Genomic DNA, 14,745 nt, shown 5'->3' on the forward strand with positions numbered 1-14,745 from the left:
GCCCTCGGCGGCCCCGCCACCGGCTGCCGCACCCACCCGAGCGTGGCGTTCGCGCGGCGGTGGCTGCCGTACACTCGCCGGGGCCCGACCACCCGTACCGACGAGGAGCATCATGACCGACGGCGCCACCGGACCTGCCGCATCCGCCACCCGGGGGCGGGTGGTCATGCTCGTGGACAACGGCGTCGAGGGCGACTCGCGGGTGCAGAAGAGCGCCGCCTCTGCCGCCGAGGCCGGCTGGGACGTGGTCCTGCTGGGCCGCTCCGCGACCGGCCGCGTGCAGACGTGGCAGCTCGGTGGGGCCGAGGTCCGGTTGTTGCCGATGACGACGTCGCTCGCCCGGGCGCCGCACGAGTTCCGCCGGCACTGGGTGCGCGGCCCGTTGGCGTACCCGCCCACCGGGATCGCCGCCCGCCGCGAGCAGGAGGTGCGGGCCCGCCGCGCCGACCTGGAGGCGCGCATCGGCGCCCTGAGCCACACCCGCGAGACGGGGCGTTCCTCCGCCGGCACGGCCCTGAGCCTGCAACTGCTGCGGGGCGAGCTGCTGGCGACGAAGGTGTCCCGCCGCTGGGTGTCGCTGCGTCGGCGCCAGCTCAGCCAGGCCCAGGAGGTACGCAAGGGCCTGGCCACCCCGGTGGACCGTCTCTACACGCGGTTCTGGCAGACGGTGGCCGGCGACCGCGCCTGGCGGCGCCTGGACCCGGCCCTGTGGGACTTCGAGCTGGCCTACGGGCCGGTGCTCGACAAGCTGCGCCCGGATCTGATCCACGCCAACGACTTCCGGATGCTCGGAGTGGGTGCCCGGGCCAAGCTGCGGGCCGCCGCCCGGGGGCGACGCGTCGCGCTGGTCTGGGACGCCCACGAGTTCCTGCCCGGCATCCGGCGCTGGAACGACAGCCCCCGGTGGCTGCCGGCCAACGTGGCGCACGAGCGGGAGTACGCCCCGTACGCGGACGCGGTGCTCACCGTCTCCGACGGGCTGGCCGACCTGCTGCGCGAGCGGCACCACCTGCCGGCGCAGCCCACCGTCGTGCTGAACGCGCCGAGCAGCGGGGACGCGGCGGGTGGCGGCGACGGGGTACCGGACATCCGCCGGCTCTGCGGAATCGGGCCGGACGTGCCGCTGCTGGTCTACAGCGGCGCCGCCGCGGAGCAGCGGGGCCTCGGCACCATGGTCGAGGCGCTGCCCGAACTGCCCGGCGCGCACGTGGCACTCGTGGTGCCCCGGCCGGCCGCCCCCTACGTGAGGTCTCTGGTGGTGCGGGCGGGGGAGTTGGGGGTCGCGGAGCGGGTGCACGTGTTGTCGTACGTGCCGCATCATCAGGTGGTGCCGTTCTTGTCGGGGGCTCAGGTGGGGGTCATTCCGATTCATCATTGGCCGAATCATGAGATCGCGTTGATTACGAAGTTCTTTGAGTATTCGCATGCGCGGTTGCCGTTGGTGGTCAGTGATGTGCGGACGATGGCGGAGGCGGTGCGGTCGACGGGGCAGGGTGAGGTCTTCCGGGCGGAGGATGTGGCGGATTTCGTGCGGGTGGTGCGGTTGGTGTTGGCGGATCCGGGGCGTTATCGGCAGGTGTACGAGCGGCCGGGGTTGTTGGAGTCGTGGACGTGGGAGGCGCAGGCGCGGGTGCTCGACGGCGTCTACTCCCGCCTGCTGCCCGACCACCCGCCCGCCCCGACGCCCGGCCCGGCCGCCGGATCCGCCCCGGCGTACGGCCCGGCCGCCGGGTCCGCCCCCGACTCGCCCGGGCAGGTCACGGTCTGACCGACGGGCCGGCGACGGTCCCGGCGCGGGCGGCGTCCGCTCGGGGTGCGCGGCGTCCGCTCTCGGAGCGGGGGCACTGTGGAGCCTGTCGCCATGAGTAGGATCGGGCACCGTGACCGCAGCGCAACCCCGGGCGAGTGACCTGTCCACCGACGCCGCCGAGGGGCGCGCGCAGGGCGATCCGCCCCGGGAGTCCCGCGGGCGCCGCCCGGACCTCGTCGCCGTGTTCGTCCTGCTCGCCGGCGCGCTGTGGGTGACGGCCCGGGGCTGGCGCGACGTGCGTGGTCGGGTGCTCGGTGCGCAGCCGGCCGACCAGGACTTCAACGAGTGGATGCTGGCCCACGCCGCGCACGCGGTGGCCAACCTGGAGAACCCCTTCTTCACGAGGTTGCAGAACGCGCCGGACGGCGTGAACCTGATGACCAACGTGGGCATCCAGCTCCCCGGCGTCCTGCTCGCGCCCGTCACCCTGCTCGGCGGTGCCTCGCTGTCCTACCTGGTGCTGATCACCCTCAACCTGGCCGGCACGGGCCTCGCCTGGTACTGGGTGCTCTCCCGGCACGTGGTCGGCAACCGCGCGGCGGCACTGGTCGGCGCCGCCTTCTGCGCCTTCGCGCCGGCCCTGGTCTCGCACAGCAACGGTCACCCGCACATGACCGCGCAGTGGCTGGTCCCGCTCATCGTGTGGCGGGTGGCCCGCCTGACCCGGGGCGGGCGCCCGCTGCGGGACGGGCTCATTCTCGGCGGGCTGCTCTCCGCGCAGTTCTTCGTCAGCGTCGAGATCCTCTTCATCCTCGCCCTGGCCTGCGTGATGGCGCTGCTGGGGCACGTGCTGTTCCAGCCCCGGGCGGCGCTGGCCGTGGCTGGCCGGGCGCTGGCCGTGCTGGGCGTGGCCGGCGCGGTGACCCTGCTGGTGACGGCGTACCCGCTCTGGATGCAGTTCCTCGGCCCGCAGCACCGCAGCGGGCACCCCACCGACCCGGACAAGTACGCGCTGCGGCTCGCCTCCTACTTCAGCTACGCGACCGAGTCGCTCGGCGGCGGCCCGCAGGGCGACCGCCGACTGGCCGCCAACGTCACCGAGGAGGCCAGCTTCTACGGCTGGCCGCTGGTGCTGGTGGCCGTCGCCGCGGTGGCCTGGCTGCGCCGGGAGCACCTGGTCCGGGTGCTGGGGTTCACGGCGCTGCTGGCCGCGCTCTTCTCGCTGGGCAACACGATCAACTGGGCGGTCCGGGGTGCCGGGGTTCCCGGCCCGTTCCGCCTGTTGAACGGCCTGCCGGTGGTCGACGCGATGGTGGTGGCCCGGTTCGCGCTGATCACCACGGCCGCCCTCGGCGTGCTCGTCGCCGTGCTGGCGGACCGGCTGCTCTCCGGCCGGGTCCCGGCGCGGGCGGGCGTCGTTCCCGTCCGGCCGTTGGTGGCGGTGGCGCTGGTCGTCGCCCTGGTGCCGCTGCTGCCGACCCCGTTGCCGGCCGTGGGACGGCCGGAGGTGCCCCGGTTCGTCACCGCCGGCGGGTGGCGGGACCACGTCGCGCCCGGCCGGACGTTGGTGCCGGTGCCGGTGGAGAACATGACCTCGGTGCGTTGGGGCGCCGCCGCGGGTGCCGGCTTCGCCGTGCCGCAGGGCTACTTCCTCGGGCCGGTCTCGGCCACCGACGACACCGGCCGGTGGGGGGTGGATCCCCGGCCCACCGCCGTCCTGCTGACGGAGGTGGCGGCGGGCCGGCGTCCCGCGCCGGTCACCGTCACCGCCGCCGAACGCGCGCAGGCGGAGTCGGACGTCCGGCACTGGCGGGCGGACGCCGTGGCGCTGCCGCGGCACCCCCGCGCCGAAGCGCTGCGCACCGTGCTGGACGCCTGCTTCGGTCCGGGCCGGCGCGTCGATGACGTCTGGCTCTGGGACGTTCGTCCGCTGACCCGGTGACGGCCCGGGTGTTGTGACCCGCCCGCCCCCGCCCTCCTACGCCGGGGGCCGGCGTGCGCCGACCGTGGGGTCGGAGCACGGGTCGGGCGCGGTGCCCCGCGGATGCGCCGGTGGCGTGCGCGCACCGGGATGATCGGTCCCGCTCGCCCGGTCCGCCGGCTCGCCGGCCCACGACGCCGCGCCCACCCGGTCCGGTGCTCCGGGGGCCCCGGGCGCCGGGTCGGCTCGGGTCGTTCCCCGCAGCAACATGGCGAGGCCGATGACCACCGGCAGCCAGATGACCAGGACCAGCCGGTCGGCCTCGGACTGCTTCGGGTGGGCTACCAGCGTGAGCAGTCCCGTCGCTCCGGCGGCCGCGAAGAGCAGCGCGGCCCGACCGGGCAGGGCCCGGAACAGGGCGGCGAAACCGATCAGCAGCAGGGCCAGCAGCGGCGAGGCGGCCAGCGGCGCGCCCCCGTTCCACCAGCCGTTGAGCTGGGCCGGCCAGAACTCCCGGTTCAGCTCCACCAGGCGAGGCCACGGGTCGGGCACGTCCGGCCGGGTGAAGTGCACGGTGAACTTGTCCTGGAGGGTCTCCGCCGCGCCGGGGATGTCCAGCGCGGCGCTGAGGCCGAGCCAGAGCGCCGTGGCGACCCCGCAGGCGGCGGTGAGCACGACCAGCCCCGGCTCCCAGCCGGCCCGGCGGCGGCGGGCGAGGGTCAGCACGCCGATCGCCGCCGTCAGCGCGCCCGACAGCAGCAGGCCGGTGGCCGGCCGGGTGACGGTGGAGGCGAGCAGTCCCGCCAGCACCGTGCCGCCGAGGAGCAGCCGGCCGCGGGTCGTGCCGCCCGGCCGCAGCAGGGGCACGGCGGCGCACAACGCGGCCAGCGCGAACGCCGTCGCGCCGGCCTCCGCCAGCAGCCGGCTCAGCCAGAAACCGGTGGGCAGCAGGAAGAGCAGCGTGGTGGCCGTGAGCGAACTGAGCAGGCCGCCGCCGAGCAGCCGGACCGCCAGGGCCGCCAACACGCCGGCCAGCACGGCGAGCGCGGCGGTCGCCAGCACCATCCCGCGCTCCCCGAAGGCCAGCACGAACGGCGCCAGGGTCAGCGAGTAGCCCGGCCGGGTGGTGAAGATCCGCTGGTATCGCGGGGGCATGTCGGCCGCCCACCCGCGGGTGGCGGTGACGCAGGAGACGCCCGGACGCGGGCTCGGCATGCCCTGACGGCAGACCAGCCGCGCGGCGAACCGGTCCGCCTCGGCCGGTGGGGTGCCGGTCATGGTGACGGCCTGCCGGGCGTACCAGTAGGTGTCCGGGTAGGCGTGTCGGGGCGCGGTCTCCCAGCGGCCCCACCACAGCAGGCTGCCGAGCGCGGCGGCGGCGAGCAGGCCGAGCACCAGTCGGACGCGGGCCCGGCGGGCGGCCGGAGCGGTGGACCGCCCGCCGTCGTAGGTTTGGTTGCGCAACATTCCGCCCTGTTTCCGAGTGCAGGTGTCCCGCTGGCAGTCTCCTCGCGCGCGGGGCGCAACGACGCGGCCGGTGCCGGAACGGACAGCGGGGAGGGTACGCTCCGGTGCGCGCGGAGGCGATGCCGACCCGCGCTTTCCCACATCCAAGGTGCGGGGGTGCCGACCGGCGGTCTCGTACAATCGCTCGTGATCTGGGCCGGGTGACCCGGCCGGACGGCACCGGGCAGAGGCGGAGAAGCAGACGATGGGGCTCAACGGCGGCGCCGGCGCCCGGGGGCGCGTTGTCATGCTGGTCGACAACGGGGTCACCGGTGACTCCCGGGTGCAGAAGGCCGCCCGGTCGGCCGCCGAAGCCGGCTGGGAGGTCATCCTGCTCGGGCGCACCAGCGCCGGGCAGCCCCAGAGCTGGCGTCTCGGCGCCGCCGAGGTGCGCCTGCTGCCGATGCCCGAGCCGTTGGCCAAGCGCCGGCACGAGTTCCGCCGTCCCTGGTTGCGCTGGCCGTTGGCGTACCCGCCGAGCGGGGTCGCCGCGCACCGCAGCCAGGCGATGAAGGCCTGGCGGGCGGACCTGACCGTCCGCCGGGCGGCGCTGACGGTGGCCGCCCGCGACGGTGGCGCGAAGCGCCCGTCGCCGCTGCGGTGGCACACGCTGCGCGCGGAGGAGTTGTTCGCCGCGGCCACCCGCCGCTGGGTCTCGTTGCGTCACCGGCAGCTCACCCGCTCCCGGCGGGGCCGGAAGTTGGACGGGCCGTGGGACCGGGCGTACACGAAGTTCTGGCAGACCGTGCAGGGTGACGGCGCCTGGCGCCGACTGGAGCCGGGGCTGTGGGACTACGAGCTGGCCTACGGGCCGACGGTCGACGAGCTGCGCCCGGATCTGATCCACGCCAACGACTTCCGGATGCTCGGGGTGGCCGCCCGGGCCAAGGTGCGCGCCGCCGCCAAGGGCCGCCGGATCGCGCTGCTCTGGGACGCCCACGAATACCTGCCCGGGGTGCAGGCGTGGCGGGACAACGCCCGGTGGCTGCCCGGCAACATGGCCCACGAGCGGGAGTTCGTCCCGTACGCCGACGCGGCGACGACGGTCTCCGGCGGGCTGGCCGACCTGCTGCGGCAGGAACACGGCCTCGCCGAACGGCCGGAGGTCGTGCTCAACGCGCCCTCGCTGGCCGAGCTGCCCGGCCCCGGTGACGAGCCGGCGCCGGACATCCGCCAGCTCTGCGGGATCGGGCCGGACGTGCCGCTGCTGGTCTACAGCGGTGTGGCCGCCGCGCGGCGGGGCCTCGACGTGATGGTCGAGGCGCTACCGCAACTGCCCGGCGCGCACGTCGCCTTCGTGGTCAACAAGCCCGAAGCCGCCTACGTGAGGTCTCTGGTGGTGCGGGCGGGGGAGTTGGGGGTCGCGGAGCGGGTGCACGTGTTGTCGTACGTGCCGCATCATCAGGTGGTGCCGTTCTTGTCGGGGGCTCAGGTGGGGGTCATTCCGATTCATCATTGGCCGAATCATGAGATCGCGTTGATTACGAAGTTCTTTGAGTATTCGCATGCGCGGTTGCCGTTGGTGGTCAGTGATGTGCGGACGATGGCGGAGGCGGTGCGGTCGACGGGGCAGGGTGAGGTCTTCCGGGCGGAGGATGTGGCGGATTTCGTGCGGGTGGTGCGGTTGGTGTTGGCGGATCCGGGGCGTTATCGGCAGGTGTACGAGCGGCCGGGGTTGTTGGAGTCGTGGACGTGGGAGGCGCAGGCGCGGGTGCTCGACGGCGTCTACTCCCGCCTGCTGCCGGCCGGCCCCAGCGGTGACGACACCACCCCGGGCGCCGAGCCGCCAGCTCTGCGGGTCGGCGCGTGAACACGCCCGACGTGACGGTCGTGACGGCCGTCTACAACACGATGCCGGACCTGACCCGGTGCCTGACCTCCCTGGTCGAGCAGACCATCGGGCTGGAGCGGCTGGAGGTCGTCGCGGTCGACGACGGCTCCACCGACGGCGGCGGCGCCGAGCTCGACCGCTTCGCGGCGATGTACCCGGGCACCGTAAAGGTGCTGCACCAGGCCAACTCGGGTGGCCCCGCGGCCCCCAGCAACCTCGCGCTCGACTACGCCACCGGCCGCTACGTCCTGTTCATCGGCGCCGACGACCACCTCGGCCCGGAAGCGCTGGCCCGGATGGTGGCCGCGGCCGACGAGTGGGGCTCCGACGTGCTGCTCGGCCGGATGGTCGGGGTCAACGAGCGCTACGTCCACCAGGCGATCTTCGAAAGCACCCGGGCCGAGGTGGACTTCTTCGCCTCGGCGCTGCCGTTCGCCCTGTCGAACACCAAGCTGTTCCGGCGTGACCTGATCGAGAAGCACGCGCTGCGCTACCCGGAGGACATGCCGGTCGGCAGCGACCAGCCGTTCACCCTGGAGGCGTGCCTGCGGGCCGGGCGCATCTCGGTGCTCGCCGACTACGACTACTACTTCGCGGTCAAGCGGCTGAACTCCGGCAACATCACGTACCGCAGCGACCACCTGGCCCGGCTGCGTGGCGTCGAGCGCATCGTCGGCGTCGTGGCGGAGCTGATCGAGCCCGGCGAGCGGCGCGACGCCGTGCTGTACCGGCACTTCACCTGGGAGATCGCCAAGCTGCTCCAGGACGACTTCCTGACGCTGGAGCCCGACGTCCAGGAACAGGTGCGCTCGGGCGTGGCGAACCTGGCCCGCAAGCACCTCACGGACCGCATCCGGGACCGGCTGGGCGTCACCTCCCGCGTCCGGATCGGCGCCGCCTGGCTCGGGTCGCTCGGCGACCTGCGCGCGGTGATCAGGCAGGACGTCGAGAAGGGTCTGCCGCCCACGGTGGTGCAGGACGACCGCTGGTACGCCCTGTACCCTGGCTTCGGCGACCCACGTTCCGCCCTGTCCGAGGCGTGGTTCGAGATCAGCCGGTCCGACCCGAAGTGGCTCGCCCGGATGGAGACCGTCTCCGCGACCTGGTCCGCCGATTCGGGCGCGGCACGGACGTTCACCGTCGCCGCGCGCAGCCCCTGGCCGGACCTCGCCGATCTCGCCGACGGCGGGCTCACCTTCAAGGTGGGTTCGGCCACCGGCACCGTCACCGGCCTCACCGAGGATCCGTTGGGCAGCACCGTCCGGGTCTCGTTCCCTGTCGGGGACCTGCTCGCCGACCTGCCGCCGGGCGGCCGGACCCGGACCGTCCGGGTCACCGCCGTGGCGGACGGGGTGAGCGGTTCCACCCCGCTGCGGGGGCCACGTCCGCTGGTCCGGCAGCGGGTGCTGCACCGGCACGGCGGACAGTTGTACGTGTTCACCACGACCAAGAATCACAGGGGCCACCTGGTGATCGCCGTCTCGCCGGTGACGCTGCGCCGGGTGGTGGCCCGCCTGCGGCGCAGGCTTCCACTAGGAGGAAAGTAGTTTCATGAACATCTGCGTCGTCGCGCTGGGGAAGATCGGTCTGCCGCTCGCCGTGCAGTTCGCCACCAAGGGTCACCGGGTGATCGGTGCCGACGTCTCCGAGCGGGTCGTCGGGCTGGTCAACGACGGGGCGGTGCCCTTCCCGGGGGAGACCGACCTGGACGTCAAGCTCAAGGAGACGGTGTCCGCCGGGCTGCTGACCGCCACCACCGACACCGCCGCGGCGGTCGCCGACTCCGAGGCGGTCGTGGTGGTCGTACCGCTCTTCGTGGACGCCGACGGTGTGCCGGACTTCGGCTGGATGGACGACGCGACCCGGGCCATCGCCGCCGGCCTGAAGCCGGGCACCCTCGTCAGCTACGAGACCACCCTGCCCGTCGGCACCACCCGCGACCGCTGGGCCCCGATGCTCCAGGAGGGCTCCGGACTGACCGCTGGCGAGGACTTCCACCTGGTCTTCAGCCCCGAGCGGGTGCTCACCGGCCGGGTCTTCGCCGACCTGCGTCGCTACCCGAAGCTCGTCGGCGGCATCGACGAGGCGTCGGCGGCGCACGGCGTGCGCTTCTACGAGGCGGTGCTCGACTTCGACGAGCGGCCCGACCTGGAGCGCCCCAACGGCGTCTGGGACCTCGGCTCGGCCGAGGCGTCCGAGCTGGCGAAGCTGGCCGAGACGACCTACCGGGACGTCAACATCGGCCTGGCCAACCAGTTCGCCCGCTTCGCCGACACGGCCGGAGTGGACGTCACCAAGGTCATCGAGGCGTGCAACACCCAGCCGTACAGCCACATCCACCAGCCGGGCATCGCGGTCGGCGGGCACTGCATCCCGATCTACCCCCGGATGTACCTGTGGAACGACCCGGCGGCCACAGTCGTCCGCTCGGCCCGCGAGGCCAACGCGGCCATGCCGGAGTACGCGGTGGACCTGCTGGCCGCCGCGTACGGGGACCTGACCGACGTGGGGGTGCTGGTGCTGGGCGCCGCCTACCGGGGCGGGGTCAAGGAGACCGCCTTCTCCGGTGTCTTCCCGACCGTCGACGCGCTGCGCCGGCGGGGCGCCCGCCCGTACGTCTCCGACCCGATGTACACCGCCGAGGAACTCACCGCGCACGGCCTGGCGCCGTACGACGGTGAGCCGATCGGCGCGGCCGTGGTGCAGGCCGACCACGCGGAGTACCGCACTCTGAGCGCCGCCGACCTGCCCGGCGTCACCGTCCTGGTGGACGGCCGGCGGGTCACCGACCCGGCCCGCCTCACCGGCGTGCGGCGCGTGGTCATCGGCGGCTGACCGCCGTCCAGCGTTGCGGGGCCCCGACCGAAACGGCCGGGGCCCCGTCGCGTTGACCGGGACGTGTCCCATCGGCCCGCGAGGCCTGTCGATGGACCACGCGACACCCCGGCAATACTCGAAGGACATGCCACGTTAAGGTCGCACCTGCCCGGATTAGCCGGTGATCGATAGGGGAGTATGTCTTTGTTCAGCAAACTGCGCAGGCAACCGGACGTCGGCCTCATCGGCGCGCTGCTGCTGTCGTACGCCGTCATGGTCCTGGCCGGGGCCCTCGGCTGGGTGATCCCCTTCGCGGTCGCCGGCCTGGCCGTCGCCGCCGGTGAACTCACCCTGCTGCGCCGGCCGGTCGGCGCGGACCTGCTGGACAAGGCCGGGATCGGGCAGCTCCACCGGCACCTGGCCCGGGACCTGTCGGTCGTCCTGCTGATCGTGACGGCGGTCCGGCCCGGCCCGACGGGGCTGGTCCTGGTCCTGCTGCTGCCCGCGGCGCTACTGGCGCTCGCCCTCGGCACGGGAGTGGTGGCGCGTCTCGGTGAGCGGGGCGCCGCGGCCTCCGCCTTCGCCCGCAACATCGATCTCGGGCGGTCCTCCGGGGCGTCGCGGCCACCGGCCTGGGCGGTCGCCGTCGAGGGGGAGCGGCTGCCCCTGCTCAACCTGCTGCTGGTGCCGGCGGCCGTGGTCGCGGTGCTGACCGACGCGGTGACGCCGGTGGTGCTCACCGCCGCGGTCACCCTGGTCGCGGGGGCGCTGGTCGCCGCCGTGCTCGCGCTGACCTGGCTGCGCGGGCGCGGCCGGAGCACCTCGGCACTGCCGATGGTGCAGAGCTGGATCGCCCGCGAACAGCCGGAGCTGGCGCTCTACTTCGCCGGCCCGGTCAAGGACGTCTACCAGGCCAACATGTGGCTCGCCCCGGTCGAGGCGACGGGCCGCCGGGCGGTGGTGCTGATGCGCCAGGAGGAGGCGTTCCGGGCGCTCGCCGACACCCGCCTGCCGGTGGTCTGCGTACCCGCCGGCACCGACTTCATGAACCTCGAACTGGGCAGCCTGCGGGCCGCGCTCTACGTGGCGAACGTGGGCGCCAACATCCACCTGCTGCGCGAGCCGGGCATGAAGCACGTCTTCGTCGGTCACGGCGACAGCGACAAGCAGGCCAGCGTCAACCCCTACAGCAAGGTCTACGACGAGGTCTGGGTGGCCGGCCCCGCCGGCCGGGAGCGGTACGCGCTGAGCGGTGTCGGCGTGCTCGACCGCGACATCGTCGAGATCGGCCGGCCGCAGCTGGCCGGCGTGCACACCTTCGGCTCGGCGGCCACCGGCCGACCGTTCACCGTGCTGTACGCCCCGACCTGGGAGGGCTGGCTGGAGGAGGAGGTCTACCACACCTCCGTGGTGCTGATGGGCGAGCGGATCGTCGCCGGTCTGCTGGCCACCCCCGGGGTGCGGGTGATCTACAAGCCGCACCCGCTCACCGGCAGCCGATCGGCCAAGGCCCGGTCGGCCAACGACCGGATCGTGCGTCGGATCCGGGCCGCCGGCGGGCAGGACGACGCCACCTCGCTGGCCGGCGACGCGCACCTGGTGGTGACGGGCCGGGCGCCGGGACTCTTCGACTGCTTCAACCAGACCGACCTGCTGGTCAGCGACATCTCCAGCGTGGTCTCGGACTTCACGCAGAGCCAGCGGCCGTACGTGGTGGCGAACCCGGCCGGGCTGCCCGAGGACGAGTTCCGCCGCGTCTACCCCACGGCGCGGGCGGCGTACCTGCTCGGTGCTGACTGCGGCGAGCTGGCGAAGATCGTCGCGGTGACCCGGGCCGGTGACGACCCGATGACCGAGGCGCGCCGGGAGCTGAAGACGTACCTGTTGGGCCCGGACGAGCCGAACCCGATGGACCGGTTCCGGGCGGAGGTCGACCGGCTCTGCGGCTGACGCGTCGAAGCGGGGGCGGGGTCCGGCGACGCCGGGGCCGCCCCCGCCCGCGTTCAGCCCCGCCGCGGCGGGTTGTCCACGTCCCGCGAGACGACCTCGCCGCGCTCGTCGACCCAGCCCTTCGGGCGTGCCGGGTTGCCGGCGACGAGCTGGTACGGCGCCACGTCCCGGGTCACCACGGACCCGGCCGCGATCATCGCGTACTCGCCGACCTCGATGCCGCAGACGAGGGTGGCGTTCGCGCCGATGGAGGCGCCCCGGCGGACCAGGGTCGGGGTGATGGTCCAGTCCGGGTTCTGCGCGCGGGGCCGGAAGTCGTTGGTGAAGACCGCGCACGGGCCGACGAAGACCTCGTCCTCGATGGTGACGCCCTGGTAGACCGAGACGTTGTTCTGGATCTTGACCAGGTCGCCGACCGTCACGCCCGCGTCGACGTAGACGTTGCGGCCGATCACGCAGCCGGCCCCCACCTGGGCGGACGACCGGACGTGGGCCAGGTGCCAGACCTTGGTGCCGGCGCCGACGCGGGCGCCCTCCTCGACGTCGGCGCTGGGGTGGACGAAGACGGAGGGGGACGGGGAAGTGCTCTCAGTCATGTGTCTACTCGTTCGGTTCGGGGCGCCTGGCGAGCGCCGTCGGTGCCGCGCGTCGGCGGCCACGCAGCCGGCCTCCGCCCGCGCGGTGCGGATCGCCCCGCCCGGCGCGTACGGCACGGCCGGGGGCGGGACGGGCTCGGCGTAGCATAGCCAGCCGTCCGGGCGGGCCACGCCGCCACCGCGTCGCCCCCGCCGGGGCGGGACCGGGCCGGCGCCCCTCCCGTCGCCGCCGGACTTCTGCCACCATTCGGGTCGACGGACCGACGAAGGGGGCCCCGGGTGCGCATCCTGCTGGTCGAGGACGACCGCCGGGTGGCCGCCGCGCTCAGCTCCGCGCTCACCCGCCGCGGCTACGAGGTGGAGCACGCCGCGACCGTCGCCGCGGCGCTCTCCGCCGCCCCCTGCGACCTGGTGCTGCTGGACCTGACCCTGCCCGACGGGGACGGCACCGACGTGTGCCGGGAGCTGCGCCGGCGCAGCAGCCAACTCGGCATCATCGCGGTGACCGCCCGGGGCGAGGAACGCGACCGGGTGCTCGGCCTGCGGCTGGGCGCGGACGACTACGTGGTCAAGCCGTTCTCGATGACCGAGTTGCAGGCCCGCATCGAGGCGGTGCTGCGGCGCGCGGCGCACGCCGTGCCGGGGCGCAACCTCATCGAGGTGGGACCGGTACGCGTCGACGTGGCCGCCCGGACGGTCACAGTGGACGGCCGGGCGGTGGCGCTGACCCGCAAGGAGTTCGACGTCCTGCTCTCCCTGGCCCGGCAGCCCGGTGTGGCGGTGGCCCGGGAACGGATCCTGCTCGACGCCTGGGGCAGCACCTGGGGCGACGGGCACACCGTCGAGGTGCACGTAGGGTCGCTGCGCGGCAAGCTGGGCGACTCGCGCCTGGTGGAGACCGTCCGTGGGGTCGGCTACCGACTGCGCGGGGAGTGAGGGGACACCCGTGCGACGCCGCTTGGTGATCAGCTATCTGCTGCTGATGGTGCTGGTGCTGGTCGCGTTGGAGACCCCGCTGGCGGTCACCCTGGCCACCCGCGAGACCGACCGGGTACGCGCCGACCGGCTCGCCGACGCCACCCGGTTCGCCTCGCTGGCCGGCCCGGCGCTGCGCGGCGGCACCCCCGGCTCGCTCGACAACGAGCTGCGCAGCTACGACGCCCTCTACGGCATCGGTACGGCGGTGGTCGACCGGGACCGGCGGACGGTGGCGGCGTCGCCGAGCTGGTGGCCGGGCGCCGGCTCCCGGGCGGCGCTGGACACCGCGCTCTCCGGCCAGCAGGCCAGCGGGCCGGAGTCGCTCTGGCCCTGGGTCGACGGGCCGATCGTGGTGGCGGTGCCGATCAACGACGGCGGCGAGGTGCTCGGTGCGGTGGTCATCGCCACCCCGGCCGACGCCGTGCGGCGCACGGTCACCGTCTGGTGGCTGGTGCTGGCCGGGGCGGGCCTGCTCGCCGTGCTGGCCTGCGTGCTGACCGCGTTCGGGTTGGCCGGCTGGGTGCTGCGCCCGGTCACCGAGCTGGACGCGGTGACCCACGAGATCGCCGAGGGGGACCGGGGTGCCCGGGTCCAGCACAGGCTGGGCCCGCCGGAGCTGCGCCGCCTGGCGGCGAGCTTCAACCACATGGCCGACGCGGTCTCCGACGTGCTGGAACGGCAGCGGGCGTTCGTCGCCCACGCCAGCCACCAGCTACGCAACCCGCTGACGGCGCTGCGGCTGCGGGTCGAGGAGCTGGGGCCGAGCCTGACCGACGCGGACGGGCGTGCCGAGCACCAGCTCGCCCTGGAGGAGACGGACCGGCTGGCCCTGGTGCTGGACGCGCTGCTGACCCTGGCGCGCGCCGAACGGCGGGAGAACCAGCGGGTGATCGTCGACGCGGTGGCTGTCGCCGCGTCCCGGGTCGCCGCCTGGGAGCCGCTCGCCCGGCACCGAGGCAGCACGCTGCGGCTGGTGGCCGAGGACCCCGCGGCGTACGCGCGGACCGTGCCGACCGCCATCGACCAGGCCCTGGACGCGCTGATCGACAACGCGACCAAGTTCGGCGAGGCGGGTGGGGAGGTGACGGTGACCGTCCGGCGCCACGACGGCGGCACCGCCCTGGAGGTCCGGGACACCGGCCCCGGCATGACGGCGGGCCAGCTCGGGCAGGCGACCGAGCGGTTCTGGCGGGCCCCCGAGGTGCAGAACGTCGACGGCGCCGGGCTGGGACTCGCCATCGTCGCCGTGCTGGTCGACGCCTCGGACGGGCGGCTCACGATGCGCGGGGCCGAGCCGCGCGGCCTGGTCGCGGACCTGTGGTTTCCCGCCGGTCCGCACGCCGGTGCCGCCGCCCGGCCGGCGTCGGCGGGTTCCGCCGCCGCAACGTCCTGACCG

Annotated in this window: 10 protein-coding genes; 8 read left to right on the top strand and 2 right to left on the bottom strand. The window is 74.3% G+C overall.

The annotated features are described in order from the left end of the window. Positions 1-166: 166 nt before the first annotated feature. Both ACQ452_RS09610 and ACQ452_RS09615 read left to right on the top strand, forming a co-directional pair. The gene (locus ACQ452_RS09610) at positions 167-1,768 is read left to right on the top strand and encodes a glycosyltransferase family 4 protein (protein ID WP_433394069.1); all 1,602 of its coding nucleotides are present in this window, start codon (positions 167-169) and stop codon (positions 1,766-1,768) included. A gap of 112 nt (positions 1,769-1,880) precedes the next feature. Continuing rightward, on the top strand, positions 1,881-3,692 hold the full coding sequence (locus ACQ452_RS09615) for a hypothetical protein (protein WP_433392382.1): 1,812 nt from the start codon (positions 1,881-1,883) through the stop codon (positions 3,690-3,692). A gap of 36 nt (positions 3,693-3,728) precedes the next feature. Here ACQ452_RS09615 and ACQ452_RS09620 read toward each other — a convergent pair whose 3' ends face one another. After that, a complete protein-coding gene (locus ACQ452_RS09620) occupies positions 3,729-5,138 on the bottom strand; it encodes a hypothetical protein (protein WP_433392384.1) in 1,410 nt (469 codons plus the stop codon). Positions 5,139-5,424: 286 nt separating this feature from the next. On the opposite strand from ACQ452_RS09620, the gene ACQ452_RS09625 reads away from it, so the two are divergent. The 4 genes from ACQ452_RS09625 to ACQ452_RS09640 all read left to right on the top strand — a co-directional run bounded on the left by ACQ452_RS09625 (position 5,425) and on the right by ACQ452_RS09640 (position 11,775). Then, positions 5,425-6,987 carry a glycosyltransferase family 4 protein gene (locus ACQ452_RS09625; RefSeq protein WP_433394071.1) on the top strand — a complete coding sequence of 521 codons (1,563 nt, stop codon included), beginning with the start codon at positions 5,425-5,427 and terminating at the stop codon, positions 6,985-6,987. Continuing rightward, a complete protein-coding gene (locus ACQ452_RS09630; RefSeq protein ID WP_433392386.1) occupies positions 6,984-8,555 on the top strand; it encodes a glycosyltransferase family 2 protein in 1,572 nt (523 codons plus the stop codon). The genes ACQ452_RS09625 and ACQ452_RS09630 overlap by 4 nt, the downstream gene beginning before the upstream one ends. Before the next feature lie 4 nt (positions 8,556-8,559). Then, positions 8,560-9,843 carry a nucleotide sugar dehydrogenase gene (locus ACQ452_RS09635; RefSeq protein WP_433392388.1) on the top strand — a complete coding sequence of 428 codons (1,284 nt, stop codon included), beginning with the start codon at positions 8,560-8,562 and terminating at the stop codon, positions 9,841-9,843. Between the two features lie 186 nt (positions 9,844-10,029). After that, the gene (locus tag ACQ452_RS09640) at positions 10,030-11,775 is read left to right on the top strand and encodes a CDP-glycerol glycerophosphotransferase family protein (protein WP_433392389.1); all 1,746 of its coding nucleotides are present in this window, start codon (positions 10,030-10,032) and stop codon (positions 11,773-11,775) included. Positions 11,776-11,828: 53 nt separating this feature from the next. On the opposite strand, the gene ACQ452_RS09645 is transcribed toward ACQ452_RS09640, so the two are convergent. Next, complete coding sequence (locus tag ACQ452_RS09645; protein WP_433392390.1) at positions 11,829-12,371, bottom strand: acyltransferase; 543 nt, start codon at positions 12,369-12,371, stop codon at positions 11,829-11,831. 279 nt (positions 12,372-12,650) lie between these two features. Between ACQ452_RS09645 and ACQ452_RS09650 the strand changes: the two genes are divergently transcribed. Then, on the top strand, positions 12,651-13,307 hold the full coding sequence (locus ACQ452_RS09650) for a response regulator transcription factor (RefSeq protein ID WP_433392392.1): 657 nt from the start codon (positions 12,651-12,653) through the stop codon (positions 13,305-13,307). Between the two features lie 10 nt (positions 13,308-13,317). Beyond that, a complete protein-coding gene (locus tag ACQ452_RS09655; protein WP_433392393.1) occupies positions 13,318-14,742 on the top strand; it encodes a sensor histidine kinase in 1,425 nt (474 codons plus the stop codon). Positions 14,743-14,745: the final 3 nt, after the last annotated feature.

Origin of the sequence: Micromonospora sp. KLBMP9576, assembly GCF_050941805.1 — a bacterium.
Taxonomy (GTDB): domain Bacteria; phylum Actinomycetota; class Actinomycetes; order Mycobacteriales; family Micromonosporaceae; genus Micromonospora.